Genomic DNA, 18,914 nt, shown 5'->3' on the forward strand with positions numbered 1-18,914 from the left:
ATCCTTCCAAATTCAGTTATTGTGCGCCTTCACCTCGAAGCACGACTTTTATGGTTTTTAGCAAGATTTTTATATCTAGTCCCAGGGAGCAATCACGAATGTATCGCAAATCCATTCGCACCATTTCGTCAAATGTGACGCGACTGCGGCCCTCAACCTGCCATAAACCAGTGATACCTGGCATTGCACTCAAAACTCGACGCAAATGCCATGCTTTGTAATTTTCTGCCTCATAGGGAATGGGGGGACGCGGCCCGACTAGACTCATTTCACCTTTAAGGACATTGAAAAGTTGAGGCAACTCGTCGATGCTTGTTTTTCGAATGATATTTCCTATCCAGGTGATCCTTGGATCAGCTTTTATTTTAAAGAGTGGCACCTCTCCGGATGCATCCTGGGCGTGCGAAGATTCTCCGTTGATCAATGAAGCGACAAACTCTCGGTGAATATTGTCGTCAACATTGGCCACCATAGACCGGAATTTATAGCACCAAAAAGAAATGCCACCTTTGCCGAGGCGCAGTTGCTTGAAAAAAATAGGACCTGGTGATGTGACTGCGATGGCAATAGCCACTAGCAGCATTAGCGGAGAGAAAATTGCTAACGCGCACATAGATCCTAAAATATCGATGCAACGTTTTAATCTGTACCCATTACGTTGTGTTTTAAGATATTCGCCAGTAATGAGACTTTGCATTTCTGACGTTCGCCGGTGCAGCGCAGCGAGCCCCTCGAACAATTCATTTGGATAGGTCGCGATATCTTTTGGAGTCCATGCACCGCCCGTCAGCGCATTTATCTTCCCTACAAATGTCTTCAAACCTTCAGCATCCGTATCCGGGCAAAGCACGGCAATGACCTCGTCGCCGATATATCCAATAATATCGGTTTCGCGTGAGGTGGTGTCCAATGATTCCAATAACTGGAAAACACCTAGGCCCTCAATACATTCATTTTCGGGCTGGATCCGATACAGTGCTATGGAAAGAGGAGAGCCTGAGCGTTGCGCTCTTAATTTTTCTAAGCGCAACTTGTTTAGAAAATCGCCATAGTCACCGAAACGGAAGTCGCGGTCTAGGCCGAAGTTTTTCAAAGGTGCCGCTTTTCCATAGTCAGACGTATTGCTGGCATTTGAACTTGCAAGCTCTTCGGCGCTCAAGGGCATGAGCCGCCTTATAGAATTCATTTGTGGAAATTCAAGAATGGTCGTAGAAGGCATTGCCTCTGGATTCTTCATGAGTTCCCCCGGTCCCGAAATAGCTGGCCAATGGTTTGCCTCACGGCAGACAGTACGCCGCGTTGCGTTCCATGTTTCATGTTTGATCCCCCCAGCCGGCGGTCATGCAGTGCGCTTTTCTGAAGCGCCTCACAACCGATCGGTGACTGATGCCTGTGGGCTCAGCGTCTAACTTTTTTTTGCTTTATCCACATCAGGGCCTATTAGCAGACCTTGCTTGGACGATTGTGCAAAGGATGTCTTGTTGCGTGTCGATTCGCAACTGCTTCATGCATCGCATACCGCGTTTCGGGGGTGGTCGTCTTGTAGTTACGCGTCTGTGCTGGAGACGTTGGCACACTCACCGTCCGGAGGGGCGTGCCTGAACTGACCAAGAAAGCTGTTTGGGCACATTTGTCATGACCTTATCTGCTTTATATGAAAAATTTTATTGAGACGGTCAGAGAACAAGGCCGCCTGTTGGTGCGCGGCTTGTACGGCAGACGATGGATGGCAATTACTGTTACGGCAGCAGTTTCTATTCTGGCCGGAGTAGCGGTTTCTTTCGCTCCCAATCGCTATGAAGCTAAAGCGCAGATTTACGTAGACACCCAAAAAATGCTGAAACCTCTTATGTCGGGGTTGACTTATCAACCAGACGTAGATCAGCAAGTTCGGATGCTCGCGCGCACGCTAATCTCCCGGCCTAATGTTCAACGCCTGCTCAACAGCCCAGGTCTGCAATTTACGTATGAGGGAGCAACAGACAAAGAAGATTTAGTCAATCGACTGATGACTAGAATCAAAGTAGTACCCGCATCCGGCGATAATTACAATTTCTATGAAATCAGTTATAGAGGCGAATCAGCCGACAATGCAAAAAACCTTGTAAATGCCACCGTTAATTTATTTCTTCAGTCGGGCGCCGATGAAAAGCAGCGCGACTCAGAAGACGCCGAACACTTTATCGAAGAACAAATTCGAGATTACGAGAAAAAACTCACCGATGCGGAAAATCGTGTCAAGGAATTCAAGATAAAGAATTTTGGAGCATCAGGCGTATCCACCCAGGATTATTTCACCCGTGTTTCTGTACTTTCTGAGGAGGTCGCCAAAATCACATCGGAATTAAAAGCGGCTGAAAGAGCAAGAGATACTTATAAAATGTCTTTGAGTGGTGATGGTTCCAATTCCATCATTGATGGGATGGCTTCACCCGCGGTAGCTGAACTGGAAAACAGGCTTGAAGCTCAGCAAAAACGTCTTGATGATTTGTTGCAGCGCTTTACCGAGTCCCATCCGGAGGTTATCAATGCCAGAAGGTTGGTAGCACAATTGGTAGCTGAGCTTAAGAATATTGAGCAGGACGCAGCGTCTGGAAAAAGCTCGACCAGTTATGCACGGCGAACGGCCACCAATCCTGTGTATCAACGACTTAAGCTGCAGTTGGTGGAAACGGAAGCTCAAGTAGCATCTTTGCGCTCGCAGCTGGCTACCAAGCAATCTATATTGGAACAGGCCCGTTCTGTTGGCGACCGTATGCCTCAGGTGGAAGCGGAGTTGGCGCAGTTGAATCGGGATTACGACGTCATCCGGAAGAACTATGACGCCCTCGTTTCCCGTAGAGAAGCCGCATCGCTGGGGATGAAGCTCAGTGAAAATTCACAGCTTGCTGAATTCCGTATTATTGAGCCTGTGAAGGTATCGTCCTCACCAGTATTCCCGTCGCGCTTTCATCTTTCGTTGATTGCTGTTTTTGTTGCTACCCTGGCAGGAATTGGATCAACTATATTGTCTGAATCTCTCCACCCGACAGTACACAGCGCCGATGCACTGCGCCGTCTGTCTGGCAGGCCCGTGCTAGGTGCGATTTCACTTCAAATCAGTCCGCGACATGTGCAAATTCAACGTGCAGAATTGCAGCGCCTTGCCATGGCACTTGCCGCACTGATGGTTATTCAAGCATTTTGGGTTGTGTGGATTGCTGCCTACCAATAACTCACGAGGGAATTGTGGATGAATATCATCGAGCTTGCGTCACAACGCCTGCAGGAGCTTTCCAGAACCGGAGTTCAGGTGCCTGCTCCCCATTCTGACGGCTGTCACGCAGGCGGCAGGATGGGAACGGTGCCTCATGTGCAAGTGCCAGATGGAACTGCTCCAGATTTATCCAATGAGAAAATACAAAATCAAGAATTCGTTGGCTCAAATGGGCGGCTGCAGATGGATTCCGTTTCTCACACAATCAGGTCCCGCCCCAGTGGGCGCCATTCAGAAACGGTGACATTGAATCTCGATCTGCTTGAAGAGGCCGGTGTCCTGGCATCTACAAAGGTCCGATCAACCATCGCGGAGGAATTCCGGCACATCAAACGTCCGCTGTTGGACAATGTGCGCAAGGGCCGCAGTAGTCACAATGGTCGGCCGGCTCTTATCATGGTTACCAGCGCGCTACCCGGCGAAGGAAAGACTTTTTTTGCACTGAATTTGGCAGTCAGTATGGCCATTGAAATCGATACGTCGGTATTGCTCGTGGATGGCGATGTTGTACGCTGCAATTTGATGCGTTCGCTGGGCCTGCAGGCACGAAAAGGTCTGTTGGACGTGCTGACGAATCCGAGCCTGGATGTGGCCGATGTCATGCTCAAGACAAATATTCCCCGCTTGTCGCTGTTGCCGGCCGGAACCAGCAATACGCGATCGACGGAAATTCTGGCCTCGGAGGCCATGTCCAATTTTCTGGATGAACTTGCAAACCGCTACAGGGACCGCGTGGTGATTTTCGATTCCACGCCCTTGTTGCTGACGTCCGAGGCCAAGGTCCTTGCGGCCAAGATGGGACAAGTATTGGTGGTTGTCGAAGAGTCCAGAACTTCTTATTCCGACTTGCAAAAGGCATTTGCAGCGGTGGAAAGCTGTCCGACGGTGATGTCTGTATTGAACAAGGACCGCAGCACCACCTCGAATTACGCCAGCTACTACGTATGACCGACCTGTTGATCGCATCCCCGCTGCGGCGCGGACGTTGAGCGACTGACAGGTTCGAATTCCCCGATCTCCGCCGGGCTGCGAGGGTCAAGCGCCACGCAGCCCGGCGTCGTTTTATGTATCAGCGACGCCCATCGCGACGCTCGGCCCAATTCGGCACGCCGTCGCCGTTCCAGTCGCGGCGCAGATTGTTATAGCGGTCATATCGGTTGGGAATGCCGTCGCCGTCCCGGTCCCAGGCGGGGTTGTAAAGATGGTCGCGGCGGTTAGGGATGCCATCACCGTCGACGTCCCAGCGTGTGCGCTCGTGATAGCCGCGAGGCCGGCTCAGCGGCGCGGGCTGCACGTACACGGGAGCGGGAACCACCACGGGGGCCGGCGCGTAGACCGGTGCAGGCTGGCGGTACACCGGTACGCCCACAGGCGTGCCTATGGTCACCGACCACTGCACCTCTTCGCCATGGGCGCGCGCCATGCCGGTGCTCAACGCACCGGCCAGGGCCAATGCCGCGATGACGATGTTCTTGCTGCTCATGAACCGAACTCCTTTTCTTGGCCCGCCGCTCGAAATGCAAGAGGGCGGTACCCGTATGGAAACGGTGTCGGCCACCTGCCGGTTCACCACCGGAGCGTAAAGCGCAGGTAAAGCTGTGTGAAGCGGCTGATTCTTGAACCTGTTTCTTTTTCCGCCCGTAACGGCCTAGCGACAATGAACGGCATGAGTCGTTCGCCTTCCCCTGCGCGCCTGTGCGCTTTGCTTGAATCCCTGGAAACCGGACTGCTGGAGCGCCAGACGGCGGTGCGGCTGTGCCTGCTGGCTGCGCTGGCCGGTGAGCACGTGCTGCTCATAGGCCCGCCCGGCACGGCCAAAAGTGAGCTGGCGCGGCGGCTGCACCGCGCCTTTGCCGGTGCGCGCTACTTCGAGCGGCTGCTCACACGCTTTTCGACGCCGGAGGAGCTCTTCGGTCCGCTGTCGCTCAAGGCGCTGGAGGACGACCGCTACGAGCGGCTCACCGATGGCTTCCTGCCCACGGCCGGCATCGCCTTCCTGGACGAGGTGTTCAAGGCCAACTCGGCCATTCTCAACGCGCTGCTGACGCTGCTCAACGAACGCGAGTTCGACAACGGCTGCGGCCGGGTGCGCACGCCGTTGGTGAGCGTGGTGGGCGCCAGCAACGAGATCCCGGGCGACGAGGCCCTGCAAGCCTTCTTTGACCGTTTCATCCTTCGCGTACCCGTGCATCCGGTGAGCGACGACGCCTTCAGTGCGCTGCTCAATCTCCAGTCGGGTACCGTGGACGTGGAGGCACCCATGTCAGCCGCCGAGCGCGCCGGGGTGGCGCAGGCCGCCGCGCAAGTACGCTTGAGCGCTCAAGCCCAAGCCGCCTGCCACGCCTTGCGCGCCTGGCTGCAGGCCCAGGAACTCACGCTGTCCGACCGCCGATGGCGCCAGTGGATGCAATTGCTGCGCGTGGCCGCCGCCACCGAAGGCCGCGACGAGATCGACGAGCTGGACCTGTGGACAGCCCCCTACGTGGCCTGCGCCACACCGCAAGACGTGCCCAAGCTCGCCGCCTGGTTCGAGCACGACCTCCTGGACGCCCGCCCGCAGGACGCCCCCTGGCTCACGCGCGCCGTGGAGGCGTTTGAAAAGCAGTTGGAAATCGAGCTGTCCGCGCCGGACGATCCCGATGCCGCCAACGCCGCCGGCAAGCTGGCACTGGCGCGTTCCATGGCTGGCAGCGAGCAAGGCGAACAATTGCTGCGCATGGTCTCCGGCACGCTGGAGGAGAAACTGCGCCGGCGCTACAGCCCCGTGCACGTCGCGGCCCGCGTGGCCCAGGTGGACGAGGTGCTGGCCCAAGCGCGCGAGCAGCATGAAGCCGCTACCGCGCGCGAGCAGGCCCTGGCGCAACGGCTGCAAGGCCGCCTGTGGCTGCCGCCGGAACTCGCTGAGCGGCTGCTGCTCGCGCACGCCCGCACCCGCGGCGTGATGGCGGCGCTCATTGGGCGGCTGCTGGCCACGCGCGAGGGCTTTGCCGCCTTGCCCGTGAACGAGCAGTTGGAGACGGTGGCTCCCGCGCCGGTACTACTGCACGCCGTCAATGCCTGAGCCGCAGATGGAAGACGGCGGCGCGCTCGACCGTCCCTACGACCGCTTGAGTGCGCTGCCGCGCGCGTTGTGGCTGCCCACGCTCATCGCCAGCGCTGGCGAGCGCGCGCAACGCCTGGCCGACGCCCGCATCTGGCTGGACAACCTCGTGGCCGGCACGTTGCCGCCTGTGGGAGCCGACTTCGGCGATGCCGCGGCCGCCGCGCCGCTACGCCGCGCCGTGGGCGAGCTGGGCCTGCCCACGCTTGCGCGCGGCGTGGGCGCGCTGGCCGAGCAGGTGTTGCGCACGCTGCTGTGGTACCTAGACCGCATCGTGGACCACCAGCCATGGCTCACGCGCGCGCAGGCCATCGCCCGCGTCGCCGAAGATTTCAAGGCCGAGTGGCAACTGGAGAGCGCCGGACTGGAAGAGCAGTTGGCGCTGCTGCGCAGCTTGGGCGACCTGGGCCACATGCGCTGGGACGAGTTGCACGGGCAACTTCACTCACGCTCCTGGCAGGCCGCACGCAAGGCCAGTGAATGGCTGCAGCAGTTGCCGGCGCTGGTGACGCTGATCCGCCGCTTGGGCCGCGCCGAACGCAGTGCCGCCGCGCCGGCGCCGCAAGCGCAGGAGAGCCCGCGCGCCGCGCCGCCCGCGGCCCTGCGCGCCGTGGAAACGCGGCTTCTGGACGCGCCGGGCGAGATCGTGGGCGTGCGCTTCTCTTCGCGGCCGGAACGCATGCTTGCCGGTGAAGCCGTGATGCTCACGCACCCGGTGCTCAAAAAGTTGTGGCGCGCGCGCCATGCCGAGGCGCGGCTACTGAGCTGGGAGACGCAGGCCGTCCTCACCGACTGGCGCGTGGATCCGCAGGCGCCGCCCCAGCACCACGCCGCGCAGACCGACCCGGTGCCGCTGGAGCGCGGGCCCATCATCCTGTGCCTTGACACCTCGGGCTCCATGCGCGGCGCGCCTGAGAACATCGCCAAGGCCGTGGCCATCGCCGCGCTGCGCGCAGCCAACGAACAGGGCCGCGCCTGCAAGCTCATCGCCTTTGGCGGCCCCGGCGAGGTACTGGAGCGCGACTTGGGAAGCGGCGCGGCGGGTTTGCAAGCCCTGCTGGAACTCATGGGCCAGAGTTTTGACGGCGGCACCGACATTCAGACGCCCATAGAACGTGCCCTGGAGCGGGTTCACGAGGCGCGCTGGCAGCAGGCCGACGTGCTGCTGGTGAGCGACGGCGAGTTTGGCTGCACGCCGCACACGCTGCAGCGGCTGGAGCAGGCGCAGCAGCGTTTCGGATTGCGCGTACAGGGCGTGCTGGTGGGCGACCGCGAGACCATGGGCCTGCTGGAAGTCTGCGACGACATTCACTGGGTGCGCGACTGGCGCCGCTACGCCGATGCAGCCGAGGGCGGTGACGGCCGCGGTTTTTCTCCCGTGCACAGCAAGAGCCTCACGGCGCTGTACTTTCCCAATGCCTTGTCGCAGCGCGCCGCGCGGCACGGCACCTCCAACAAGAGCCTTTCATGAGCTGTGCCCACGACGCCCTGGCCCTGGTCGACCAACTCGCCGCCCTGGGTCCGCTGCCGCAAGTCAAAGCGTTGCACCTGCCACCGCCGCCCGCGCCGGGTGCCATGCGCGGCGAGTTCGCGGCGCTGGAGCTGGACGACGGGTCCATAGGCCTGTCCTACGTGCTGTTGGGCGACACCTGGGCGGGCCTGCGCCGCGAGCGTGAGCGCATGGACCTGGCCGGAGCCGATGCGCTGTCGCTGGCACGGCTGTATGCCGGCGGTAACCCCCTGCTGCGCACCCTGGGCTTTGCAGCGCTCAACGCGCTCACGCGGCACCTGTTCGACCGTGCCGGCTTCGTACCGCCGCCCAGTGGCGACTCGCTGGGCGCGCTGGACCCGCAGCCCGGCGAGACGGTGGGCATGATCGGCTACTTCACGCCGCTGGTACCCCGCATCGTCGAGCGCGGCGCGCGCGTGCTGGTGGTGGAGCTGCGCGCGGACTTGGTGGGCGAGCTCGAGGGCGTGCGCGTCACGCTGGACGCGGCCGAACTCGCTGGCTGCGCCAAGGTGCTGTCCACCGGCACGCTGCTTCTCAACGACACGCTGGACCACATGCTGACGCACTGCCGCGGCGCGCGTGCATTGGCCCTGGTTGGGCCCAGCGTCGGCTGCCCGCCGGATCCGCTGTTCGCACGCGGCGTCACACAGTTGGGCGGCAGTTGGATCACCGATGCGGCGGGCTATGTGCGCGCGCTCGTGGACGGCGCCTCCACCGGCGCCATGGCGCGCAAATTCACGCTGGCGCCGGGTGACTATCCGGGCTGGAGCGCGCTGCTGGCGCGGGCCAGATCCTGAGACCCAGCAGCTTGGGCCAAGGCGCCGCCGCTGGCGCTGCGGGCGGCTTTTAGCGGCCGCGCGGGTCGGCCGTGCGGCCTGGCCGCCAATGCCGCAGCGGCCGCGGCGCATGAGACATGAGGCCCGATATCGCGAGAACCAGCCAGAAAAGCAGGGGGGCGGCCTCGGGATGCAGTGCCATCCAGACCACAGCCACCAGCTTCAGCAACACCACCAGACCGGCAAGCTCGCCCAAGCGGATGCGCGTATCGGCCAGCTCCGCCACGAACAGCGCAAGGCCGCTGGCCAGCGTCAACAGCGCGCCGGCACGTGGCTGCAGCGGTGCGCCCAACAAGGTGGCACCCAGCAGCACCAAGCCGCCCAGATGCACACAGCGCAGGGCGATGGCCGCCCAGCGGCGCCAGGCGGGAGGTTTCACTTTGGAAGCAGCGGCATGCGTCATGGGCTGCCATTGTCGTGGTGCAGTGCAAGCGGCCTTTCCGTCGGCCGCCACGCTTCATTCCATGAAGGCTGGCGGCAAGGCCATATATTCGCCACCACCGAGGTGATAAGGCTGGAAATTCATGAAACAATTAACACTTGTGCGGTATTCACCACTATGAGAGGTTTGTCCGGAGCACCCGCCGGGGCTTGGTCATGAGCCGGCATCACGTGATGGCGTCGACAAGGCGTGAAGCTTAAGATCCGGAGCAAACACAGACCAAATAGCGTTGTTCATCCCGCCATGCGGTACAGATTTGTGCTGCGACGCAGCATTGCATGGTGCGCTGGAGCAGTTGATTTACCAAGCGGAAACATTTTTCCTACCCTTATTGATAGGATTCTTCTTGGAACTTTCTCTGGAAAAATGCCGTCATAATCCACCGGTGTCCGAAGTCCAAGTGCAGGCGCGATGCGCTTGCGGCGCCGATGAGGTACAGGTTTTTTTACGAATGTCGTTTGGCGCCGTTGCATGACGGTGCGCAATGTCGATCCAACAGCAGCAAGAAAAACACAGCAAGGGGTCTCTCCACCGGCTGGAATCCGAGCAAGGAATCCATAGCTGCGGAGAGTCAGATGTTCATTTGATTTTGATGATGGAAAATATGGCAGCGATTGAGCAATCGGGTTGGGTCAAGCCGCAACGGGCGCCTACGTATGAGGAAATCGTGTCGCGCATCAACGACTTGCGCACGGAACTGGGTGACCTTGAACGGCAGGCCGAAGAAATGCGTGAAACCGCGCGACTGGATGCACTGGTGAAAATACGCAACATCATGCGTGCGCAGCAACTTACTGTTGACGATATTGCCCCCGACCGCCGCCTGCGCAAGGCGCGTGACTGAAACGACGTTGCGATAGGCATGAAGAAACCCGTTCAAGCGGGTTTCTTCATTTGTGAAGCCGGATTTTGAGAAAAGTACCAACCGGCGATGGGCCTCGCGTGGAACGCGGCCAACGGCATATTCCCATGGCCGCTCACAAGCATGTGACCGGCTGCCGGCGCCCGCGCAGGCAGCAGTCTGCGTGGGCCTTGTCACTTGGGCGCAGGCCATCATCGGCCTCAAGGCGCTGTATTCCCTGTATTCCCCCTGTGCGAGCTCTCGGCATGCGGCCCTGCAGGTGGCGACATACCGGCCTGCGCCGCTCGCACCAGGATTTCAGAATCATGGCCGCGTGAAATCGTGCACGTCCGTGTCGTAGGAACCCGGCTGTGGAAACGGCCCAATCTTGCCGGCCGACATTCTCAGCGGCTTTGACCGTGTGTTCTTCGCCAGCTCCGGCGCCGAAGCCAACGAGGGCGCCATCAAGCTCGCGCGCAAGTGGGGCCGACTGCACCGGGGAGGCACCTTTGAAATCATCACCTCGACGGGACGCGGCGGGCCGGCTACTGCGCGGTGCAGGTGAAACCGCCCGTGGCCTCGTCGGTGCCCACGTGCAGACGCCGCAGGGGCTGGCCACCGGCCATGTGCTGCAGCACCTGCTCGGCCAGCGTGGGCAGCAGCGTGGCATCGAGGAGATGGTCCACGTTGCGCGCGCCGCCATCCCCTTCGGTGCAGCGGGCCTGGATGGCGGCGATCAAGCCCTCGCCCCATTCCAGGCTGGCCTGGTGGTTGCGGGCCACGCGCGCGGCGATGCGGTCGAGCTTCAGGCCAACGATGTGGCGCAGCGACGCGTCCGACAGCGGGTAGTAGGGCACCACCGCCATGCGGGCCAGCAGCGCGGGCTTGAACACGCGCGCCAGGTGCGGATGCAGCGCCTCGGCCAGGCTGTTGGCATCCGGCCAGGCATGGCCGTCGCCACCCAGGCAGGCTTGGCGTATCAGCCCGGCGCCGGCGTTGCTGGCCAGGATGATCACGCAGTGGCGGAAGTCCACCGCGCGGCCCTCGGCGTCGTCCATCTCGCCCTTGTCGAACACCTGGAAGAACAGCTCCAGCACGTCGGGGTGGGCTTTTTCGGCCTCGTCCAGCAGCAGTACGCTGTAGGGATTGCGCCGCACGGCCTCGGTGAGCACGCCACCCTCGCCGTAGCCCACGTAGCCCGGCGGTGAGCCCTTGAGGCCGCTTACGGCGTGGGCCTCCTGGTATTCGCTCAGGTTGAGGGTGATGAGATTGCGCCGGCCGCCATAGAGCAACTCGGCCAGCGCCAGCGCCGTCTCGGTCTTGCCCACGCCGCTTGGGCCGACGAAGAGCAAGACGGCGCGGGGCTTGTCCGGGTCCTGCAGTTGCGCGCGGCCGGTGCGTACGCGCTGCGCGATGGCGGCCAACGCGTGGTCTTGGCCGATGACGTGCCGCGCCAGCAGCGCCTGCAGCCCAAGCACGGTGTCGAGCTCGCCGTGCAGCAGTCGCCCCAGGGGCACGCCGCTCCAGGCCGAGACGACGTCGGCCACCACGGCCGCATCCACCTCCAGCGGCACCAGCGGCTGCTGCGCCTGCAGCGAGGCCAGCGTCGTACGGCCCGCGGCCAGGCGGCCGGCCACGGTGGGCGAAGCCGGATCGCCCTCGCGCCCGTCCTCCAGGGCCTGCAGCTCCTTGACGAGCTGCAGCTCGGCCGCGTGGCGGGTGCACAGCGCATCGAGCCGCCCGGCGGCCTCGCGGCGCTCGGCCTGCAGCGCCTGCAGCCGTGCGCCGTGCAGGCCGGCCGCGCCGGGGTCGCGGTGCAGCGAGGCGGCCTCGGCATCCAGCCGCTCGATCTGGCGGCGCAACTCCTCCACGGCGGCCGGCTGCGCGCCATGGGCCAGCGCCACGCGCGCGCAGGCGGTGTCCAGCACGCTCACGGCCTTGTCGGGCAATTGCCGCTGCGGCAGGTAGCGCGAGGACAGCCGTACCGCCTCGGTGATGGCCTCGTCGCGTATGCGCACGCGGAAATGCCGCTCCATGAGCGGCGCCATGCCGCGCAGCATGGCCGCGGCCAGCGCGGGTGTGGGCTCCTCCACCTTGACCAGCTCGAAGCGGCGGGCCAGCGCGGCGTCCTTTTCGAAGTACTTGCGGTATTCGCTCCAGGTGGTGGCGGCGATGGTACGCAGCTCGCCGCGGGCCAGGGCGGGCTTGAGCAGGTTGGCCGCGTCCAACTGCCCGGCCGCGCCGCCGGCGCCAATGAGGGCGTGGGCCTCGTCGATGAAGAGCACGATGGGATGCGGGCTGCGCCTGACCTCGGCAATGACGTTCTTGAGCCGGCTTTCGAACTCGCCCTTGACCCCGGCGCCGGCCTGCAGCAGCCCAAGGTCCAGCGTGTGCAGCGCCACGCCGCGCAGCGGCTCAGGCACGTCGCCCGCGGCAATGCGCAGCGCCAGCCCCTCCACCACGGCCGTCTTTCCCACGCCGGCCTCGCCGGTGAGCAGCGGGTTGTTCTGGCGGCGGCGCATGAGGATGTCCATGGCCTGGCGGATCTCGGCGTCGCGGCCTATGACGGGGTCCAGCGCGCCGTCACGCGCGCGCTGCGTGAGGTTGAGCGTGAACTGGTCCAGTGCCGGGGTGGGCGAGGCGGCGGGAGCCGGCACGGCGGCCGCCTGGGCCGCCGAGGCCGTCGAGGCCGCAACAACCGCCGGGGCCGCGCCGATGGCGGGCGGCCGCTCGCGCGAGCCCTGCGTGAGCTCGTCCAGCTGGTGCCTGAGCAGCTCCACGGGGAAGCGTGCGAAGCAGCGGCTGGCACGGTGGGCGATCTGCGCCAGCGCGGGCTGGGTGAGCAAGGCCAGCAACAGGTGGGCGCTGCGCACGCGGGCATCGCGGGCGTCCAGCGAGGCGATGAGCCCCGCCTGCTCCAGCAGCTTGAGCAGGCTGTCGCCGAACACGGGGGTGCATGCCGGGCCGCGCAGGAGATGGCCGAGCGCGTGCTCCAGGTCGGCCTGCAGCGCGGCGGCGTCCACGTCGAAGCGACAGCACAGCGTGCCCAAGTCCGTAGCCGGGACGTCCAGCAGCGCCAGCAGCAGGTGCTCGACGTCCACCGCGGCGTGGCCGCGCGACAGCGTGAGCGATGCGGCACGCGTGGCGGCGTCGCGGCAGGTGTCGTTGAGCTTGCCGACCAGCGTGGCGATGGAATGGCTCATGGGTTCTCCTCCTCTGCCGTGGGATGGGGCGCCGGCTCAGGCGGCGCAGGTGTGCAGCTCGTAAACCGTTTCCTCGCGCTGCGCCGTGCTGGGCTGCGAGAGCAGGAAGCCGTTGAAGCCCAGCCGCGTGGCGCCGTCACCGCCCGCACCGCCCAAGCGGGCGCGGGCCACGGCTGGTGGGTGCAGCCGCAGGCGCACTTCCCATTCCAGGCTGGTGCCGGCGGAGAGCGCCAGCAGCTCGCGCAGCGCCAGCGCCCCCGCACCGTTGGGCAGAAAGCCGCTGTGCTGCGCCGCCTCCAGCGGGCCCAGCACCAGGCGCAGCCGCAGCTCGCGCTGCCAGGTGCGCTCACCCAACACGGCGCCACCGGCCAGCACCGCCTGGGGGTCGCCCAAGCGGCAGCGGCTGTCGGCCGGCAGCACGCACCAGCGGCCCGCGAACTGCCGGATACGCACCGGCACGCCCAAGCAATCGGCCAGCACGCGCTGCAGTTGCGCCGCGCCGGCAGCCGGACGCTGCAGCAGCCCGGCGTAGTGGGCCAGCACGGAGGACGGGACGGCGCCGTGGGCGCCCGGGTGCGGGCGTGCCGACGCCAGACCGCCCAAGCCGAGCACCAGGGACAGCGTGCGGTCACCGCCACCGGGGGTTTCAACTTGCAGGGGCAGGCGGTGCTTGCGCCAACTGCCATGGAAGAGCGACACGGCGCGGTGCTGGAAGACGTCCAGGAAGCCGCGCGCAGCCGGATCACGGTGCTGCGCCTCGTGCGCGGCGAGCTGTTCGCTGTAGGCCGACGGCAGTGCCCCGGCCGTGCCCAACAGCCCCATGAAGGCCGGCGTGAAGCTCAGCCGCCGCAACGCAGCCGGCGCGCCATCGGCGCCGTCCGGCCCAAGCTCCAGCTCCAGCGCCTGCAGCTCGCTGGCCGGGAACGCCATCGAGTTGCCGTTGCGAAACCGCAGCGCCGGGCGCTGCGCCGCGCCCTGACCGTCCAACCAGTGCGTGGCCAGCCGCACCGCCTGGTGGAACTCGAAGGCTTGCGGCTGGCGCAGCAGCCGCGCCAGCGCCGCGGACAGCACCGCGCGGGGCACGGGCGGGTTGGAGAGCAGGGCCGCGGCGGCCGGTGCGGGCGTCATTGCAGCGCCTCGTCGCCGCTGCGCGGCGCGCACTCCACCAGCACCGCGCCGGTGCGCGCCGACAGCAGGCGCAGCCGGGTGAAACTGTTGAGCTGGGCCTGCTGGCCCAGCGTGCGGGCCAGCACTTGCGCAAACAGGTGCAGGCCGCTGCCGGTGAAACAGGCCTCGTCCACACGCAGGTCAAGGTCCACGCCACGCACCGTCCCGGAAAAGGGCATGCCGGGCATGGCGGCATGGGCGTCGCGCAGCTCCAGGCCCAGCAGGCCGTCCAGCATCTGGCGCGCCGCGGCGCCGCGCGGCAGGTCGTGCAGGCGCAGCAGGGCGCGCAGCGTCTGCAGCCCGCCCACGGCCAGGCCCTGGCGCTGCAGGCTCAGCAGCGTGATGAGCCGCCAGGGACCCTCGCGCCGCAGCGCCACTCGGCGCGGCGGCGTGGGCTTGCGCAGCAGCCGGACGTGTTGCCACGCGGGCGCGCCACCTGCGCCACCTTCATCGCCATCCCCACCTTCGCCGCTTTCGCCACCAGGGCCCGCCTCGCCGTGCCGCGCCTGCGCCCCGCCCGCGGCCAGCCACAGGTCGCCGCCGGGATTGCCGATGCTGAGCCGGCAGGGCAGCTCGCGGTGGGTGGCGCGCAGTGCGATGGACAGCGTCTCGGCCTGTTCGGCCGCCGCGTCGCGCAGCGGATCGGCCAGGCCTATGGACGTCTCGTGACCGGGGCAGAGCTCGGCCATGGCGGCGCTGCGCTGTGTCCACCAGTGCGGGCGGGGGCCCGCCCCGCCGTGCAGCAGCGCTTGGGCGGGCAGGCCGTACAGCGGCGTGATGGCTTCAACAGTCTGGCCCTGCGCCGTGCGACGCACGCGGCAGACGCGGTCCACGGCATAGACCTCGTGCTGCGCGGCGGCGCGGGCGTCGGCCAGCACGGTGTAGGTGCTGCGGGTGTGGGTGAGCCGTATGGGCTCGGCCTGGCGGGGAAAGAGGTTGATGACGGGCACGCAGCCCGTGAGGAAGTTGGCCGCACTGGCCAAAGCCAGCAGCCCCGCCGCGTCGCCGTCGGCGCCCACGCCGGCCAGCGCCCAACCCAGCTCCAGCGTGCGGCCGCCGCAGTGCCGCACCGCCGCGGGCCAGGGAACTTCCAGGATGTTGAATTTCTCGGGGAAGGCGAAGTACTCGGTGAGCAGGCGCGATTCCGGCGGGCAGCGGGGGTCGGCGGGGATGAGCGCCTCGTCCTCCTCCAGCCCCGGCAGGCGCGGGCGCGCCTGGACGTCGGCCGTCCACGGCGCCTGCGCGCCGCCGCGCACCAGGGTGGCGACCACGCGGGCGCTGAGCGTCTCGCGCAGCAGCGTCACCAGGGAAGGCTCGCCGTCCAGGAACAGGCGCAGCGGTGCGCCGGTGAGCGCGGCCCAATGCGGCACGGCCGCACCCAAGTCCAGGCGCAGGCTCAGCAGCGCACTGGCCCCGGCCGGCAGTGGCCAGGCGGCGGGCAGTGCCGAGCCTGCGTTGAAGTCGACGCCGGCCACGCGCAGCGGCAGCAGTTGCAGCGGCGCCGTGGTGGCGAAGCGGCAGGCCACGCCGCGGGTAGGCCGCGCGTCCAGCAGCGTGCCGCGGGGCACACCTTGAGGGCGCTCCAGGCGGTCCACGGCGGCGCCCAATTCGAATTGGGCGATGGAGCAGGCCGGGAAGGGGCGCAGCAGCTGCGGATGCAGCAGCTCCAGCAGCGCTTCGACAAAGAGGGGGAGGTCGTCGTCCAGCCGCTTGTGACTGCGCGCGGTCAGCAGTGCAAAGGCCTGCACCAGGCGCTGCGCATGCGGGTCCTGCGGCGCGTCCCCGGGGGGCAGGAGGCGGGCGGCGATGCGGGGATAGCGGCGGGCCAAGGCACCGGCGTGCTCCTGCAGCAGCGCCAGCTCGCGTTCGTAGTAGGGCAGCAGGCTGCGCATGGGGCAGCTGGTTCAGGCGGCAGCGCCGCGTGCGCTGCTGGACACGGCGCAGCGCTGCGAGCCCGGGTGCAGCACGGCGTCGAAGGCCACGGGCTCGACGCAGGGCGACAGCCGCAGTTGGGCGTGTATGGAGAAGCACAGGCCGCTGCCGGGCAGGGTGGCGTCGCGCACGCTGACCTGCACCTCAGTCAGGCGCGGTTCGTGGTTGCGCAGCGCTTGGGCGATGGCATCCACGATGCGGGCGCGGTCCCGGTCGCTGGCCAAACTGGCGGCGCTGATGTCGGCCAGCCCAAAACCCAGCAGCGAGCGCGCGGCGCGCGGGTGTGCGGCCAGTGCCGCGCACAGAGGGCCAGGGCGGGCATTGAGCAGCGTCTCGATGTCACGCGCGACTGCCGCCTTGACCTGCGCAAGGCTCAGGCCCGGCGCCGTGCCGCTGCCGGCCGGAGCGCCGGCGCTGCCCAACAGCTTGTCCAGCAACGAGGGAACGAATCGGTTCATGGCATGGGGCGCGAGGTGGGCGCAACAAGCGCAATAAACGCGGTGGGCGTGGTGAAAACGCAAGGCAAGCCTGCCCTGCCGGCATATACCGAGATATTTCGGCATATGCCGGCCCACCGCAGCTCAAATGTCAGACGGCGATATTTCTAGCCAAATCCCAGCCGGCGATGCCGGTGGAGGCGGAAGAGCCGTCCATTTTGTGCTGCTTGTATTCCCAGGTGATCTTGCTGCACTTCAATCCGAAGCGCTGCATGGGCAGCTCACCATTGGCAATCTCGGTTCCCACCGACGACACCACCACGTCGTCCAACACGATTTTGTAATAGTCCACCCGGGTTTGCGAGGTGGCGGTGGCATTCTTGCCGCCATAGGCACGATAAAAGGTGATAAATACCTTGGGATACACCGTGCCAGCGGCGCAGGCGCGGTTGAGCTTGGCGGTTGAGCGGTCAATGTCCTTGGTAAAAATCAGCTCGCCGATTTCCGTGCGCTCCGAGGTATGCGCACCCGCCGTGGAGGCGGTGGAGGATTTGGGCTGTGTGATGAGCTGGTGGAAGGAGGTAATTTCTATTTCATGGGGGTGGGCCGTGTCGGTACTGTCGCCCTGCAGTTCGGAGGCACCGACGAATTTCAAGTAAATGTCTTTCATGGCAGCATACTCTCCCTGGCTAGGTTATCCCTTTTGGGACGGAGGCAGCTCGGCGACCAGCCGCAACGACACCGACAGTTCATCGAGCTGAAAATGGGAACGTATGAACGAGACGGCCCTGTACACGCCGGGCCGTCCTGGAATTTCAGAAACCTGGACGCTGGCCTCGCGCAGCGGATAGGTGGCCTTGGTTTCCTGGGTGGCGTTGTCGTCTTCCACCACATATTGCCGCAGCCAGCGGTTGAGAAATTCCTCCACGTTGCGCGCCGATGCAAAACTGCCGATCTTGTCGCGCATCATGGCCTTTAAATAATGTGCAATTCGGCAGATGCTGAAAATATATTGCAATTGCGCCGACAATATCGCGTTGGCATTGGCGGCATCGCTGCCGTATTTTCTTGGCTTTTGTGCGGACTGGGTACCGAAAAAGGCGGCGTAATCGGTATTCTTGCAGTGGACCAAGGGCATGAAACCCAAGTCGCTCAATTCCTTTTCGCGCCGGTCGGTGACGGCGACTTCGGTGGGGCATTTGAGGGCGACTTCGCCGTCGTCGGTCTTGAAGGTATGGGCGGGCAAGTCCTCGACCAGCCCGCCGCCTTCCACGCCGCGTATGGCGGCGCACCAGCCGTGCTTCTCGAAGGCGGCGGTCAGGCGCGCGCCCAGGGCGTAGGCGGCGTTGATCCACAGGTACTTGCCGTGGTCGCTGCCGTCCACGTCCTCGACAAAATTAAAACCTTCGACCGTGCTGCCGTCGCGGGGATCGAACGGCAGCCGTCCCAGAAAACGCGGCAGTGCCAGGCCCACGTAGCGCGCGTCCTCGGATTCCCGGAACGAGCGCCAACGCGCGTAATCCACCGTGTCGAATATCTTGGATAAATCCCTGGGCTTGCCCAGATCGGTGAACGAGTCCAGGCCCAGCAGCTCCGGCGAGGCGGCGCAAATGAAGGGCGCATGCGCCGCCGCGGCCACGTGGGACATTTGCTCGACGAAATACATATCCTCGGCCTGGCGCGTGCATTCGAAGTCGCCAATGAGAGCGCCATAGGGTGCGCCGCCAAAGGTACCGAATTCCTCCTCATACACCTTCTTGAACAGCGTGCTCTGGTCAAAATCTATGGCGGATTTGAAATCCTTGATCAATTCCTTCTTGGTCGCGTGCAGCATCTGGATTTTCATGCCCTTGCCGGTACAAGTCTGGCGGCAAAGGTAGCTCAGGCCGCTCCAACTGGATTCGAACTTTTGAAATTCGGGGTGATGCATCACCTCGCTGAGCTGCTCGGAAATCAGCGTATCCAATTCTGCAATGCGTGCGTCCAGCGTGGCGCCGAGGTTTTCGGACATGACCACCGTGCCCTGCATGACTTCGCGGACCAATTCGGCAATCAAGTCGCAGGCGCGGTGACGCTCCATTTCAGAGCGGGCCATGCTGCTTTGCTCGATGATCTGGTGGAGTAAACCGGCGTCCTCGACCGGCACCGCCAGCGCGGCGAGTGTGGGGGCTGTTGCAAGCTCGGCCATGG

The 18,914-nt window shown here is 64.4% G+C and carries 15 protein-coding genes and 1 pseudogene; 7 read left to right on the forward strand and 9 right to left on the reverse strand.

The window, feature by feature from the left end; translation table 11 throughout:
• Positions 1 to 16 precede the first annotated feature (16 nt).
• Positions 17 to 1,237 (reverse strand): sugar transferase, encoded by a 1,221-nt coding sequence (locus tag SM757_RS05335; RefSeq protein WP_322464673.1) that lies wholly within the window; start codon positions 1,235 to 1,237, stop codon positions 17 to 19.
• A gap of 417 nt (positions 1,238 to 1,654) precedes the next feature.
• Between SM757_RS05335 and SM757_RS05340 the strand changes: the two genes are divergently transcribed.
• Both SM757_RS05340 and SM757_RS05345 read left to right on the forward strand, forming a co-directional pair.
• Entirely contained in the window at positions 1,655 to 3,214 is a 1,560-nt protein-coding gene (locus SM757_RS05340; protein ID WP_322464674.1) for an XrtA system polysaccharide chain length determinant, read from the forward strand.
• An 18-nt stretch (positions 3,215 to 3,232) separates the two neighbouring features.
• Positions 3,233 to 4,204 (forward strand): XrtA-associated tyrosine autokinase, encoded by a 972-nt coding sequence (locus SM757_RS05345; RefSeq protein ID WP_322464675.1) that lies wholly within the window; start codon positions 3,233 to 3,235, stop codon positions 4,202 to 4,204.
• Positions 4,205 to 4,325: 121 nt separating this feature from the next.
• On the opposite strand, the gene SM757_RS05350 is transcribed toward SM757_RS05345, so the two are convergent.
• Positions 4,326 to 4,739, reverse strand: coding sequence for a hypothetical protein (locus SM757_RS05350; RefSeq protein ID WP_322464676.1), 414 nt, complete (start codon positions 4,737 to 4,739; stop codon positions 4,326 to 4,328).
• Between the two features lie 183 nt (positions 4,740 to 4,922).
• On the opposite strand from SM757_RS05350, the gene SM757_RS05355 reads away from it, so the two are divergent.
• The 3 genes from SM757_RS05355 to SM757_RS05365 are packed head-to-tail and all read left to right on the forward strand — an operon-like array spanning position 4,923 to position 8,663.
• Complete coding sequence (locus SM757_RS05355) at positions 4,923 to 6,317, forward strand: AAA family ATPase (protein ID WP_322464677.1); 1,395 nt, start codon at positions 4,923 to 4,925, stop codon at positions 6,315 to 6,317.
• Positions 6,310 to 7,827 (forward strand): VWA domain-containing protein, encoded by a 1,518-nt coding sequence (locus tag SM757_RS05360; protein WP_322464678.1) that lies wholly within the window; start codon positions 6,310 to 6,312, stop codon positions 7,825 to 7,827. Before SM757_RS05355 ends, SM757_RS05360 begins: the two co-directional genes overlap by 8 nt.
• Positions 7,824 to 8,663, forward strand: coding sequence for a Rossmann-like domain-containing protein (locus SM757_RS05365; RefSeq protein WP_322464679.1), 840 nt, complete (start codon positions 7,824 to 7,826; stop codon positions 8,661 to 8,663). Before SM757_RS05360 ends, SM757_RS05365 begins: the two co-directional genes overlap by 4 nt.
• Before the next feature lie 49 nt (positions 8,664 to 8,712).
• On the opposite strand, the gene SM757_RS05370 is transcribed toward SM757_RS05365, so the two are convergent.
• Positions 8,713 to 9,081, reverse strand: coding sequence for a hypothetical protein (locus tag SM757_RS05370; RefSeq protein ID WP_322464680.1), 369 nt, complete (start codon positions 9,079 to 9,081; stop codon positions 8,713 to 8,715).
• Between the two features lie 547 nt (positions 9,082 to 9,628).
• Here SM757_RS05370 and SM757_RS05375 point away from each other — a divergent pair.
• Both SM757_RS05375 and argD read left to right on the forward strand, forming a co-directional pair.
• The gene (locus SM757_RS05375; protein WP_322464681.1) at positions 9,629 to 9,988 is read left to right on the forward strand and encodes a hypothetical protein; all 360 of its coding nucleotides are present in this window, start codon (positions 9,629 to 9,631) and stop codon (positions 9,986 to 9,988) included.
• Between the two features lie 403 nt (positions 9,989 to 10,391).
• Positions 10,392 to 10,508 (forward strand): annotated as a pseudogene (gene argD / locus SM757_RS05380) (acetylornithine transaminase); the annotation flags it as partial.
• Positions 10,509 to 10,530: 22 nt separating this feature from the next.
• Here argD and tssH read toward each other — a convergent pair.
• From tssH to tssC, 6 genes are all read right to left on the reverse strand, one after another.
• Positions 10,531 to 13,188 (reverse strand): type VI secretion system ATPase TssH, encoded by a 2,658-nt coding sequence (tssH, locus tag SM757_RS05385; protein WP_322464682.1) that lies wholly within the window; start codon positions 13,186 to 13,188, stop codon positions 10,531 to 10,533.
• A 36-nt stretch (positions 13,189 to 13,224) separates the two neighbouring features.
• Positions 13,225 to 14,316, reverse strand: coding sequence for a type VI secretion system baseplate subunit TssG (tssG, locus tag SM757_RS05390; RefSeq protein WP_322464683.1), 1,092 nt, complete (start codon positions 14,314 to 14,316; stop codon positions 13,225 to 13,227).
• Complete coding sequence (gene tssF / locus SM757_RS05395; protein ID WP_322464684.1) at positions 14,313 to 16,247, reverse strand: type VI secretion system baseplate subunit TssF; 1,935 nt, start codon at positions 16,245 to 16,247, stop codon at positions 14,313 to 14,315. The genes tssG and tssF overlap by 4 nt, the downstream gene beginning before the upstream one ends.
• Positions 16,248 to 16,259: 12 nt before the next feature.
• Entirely contained in the window at positions 16,260 to 16,745 is a 486-nt protein-coding gene (gene tssE, locus SM757_RS05400; RefSeq protein ID WP_322464685.1) for a type VI secretion system baseplate subunit TssE, read from the reverse strand.
• A 130-nt stretch (positions 16,746 to 16,875) separates the two neighbouring features.
• Positions 16,876 to 17,394 carry an Hcp family type VI secretion system effector gene (locus SM757_RS05405; RefSeq protein ID WP_066337501.1) on the reverse strand — a complete coding sequence of 173 codons (519 nt, stop codon included), beginning with the start codon at positions 17,392 to 17,394 and terminating at the stop codon, positions 16,876 to 16,878.
• Between the two features lie 24 nt (positions 17,395 to 17,418).
• Positions 17,419 to 18,912 (reverse strand): type VI secretion system contractile sheath large subunit, encoded by a 1,494-nt coding sequence (gene tssC / locus SM757_RS05410; protein ID WP_322464686.1) that lies wholly within the window; start codon positions 18,910 to 18,912, stop codon positions 17,419 to 17,421.
• Between the last annotated feature and the right edge of the window lie 2 nt (positions 18,913 to 18,914).

The organism is Azohydromonas lata (genome assembly GCF_034427735.1).
GTDB lineage: Bacteria > Pseudomonadota > Gammaproteobacteria > Burkholderiales > Burkholderiaceae_C > Azohydromonas > Azohydromonas lata.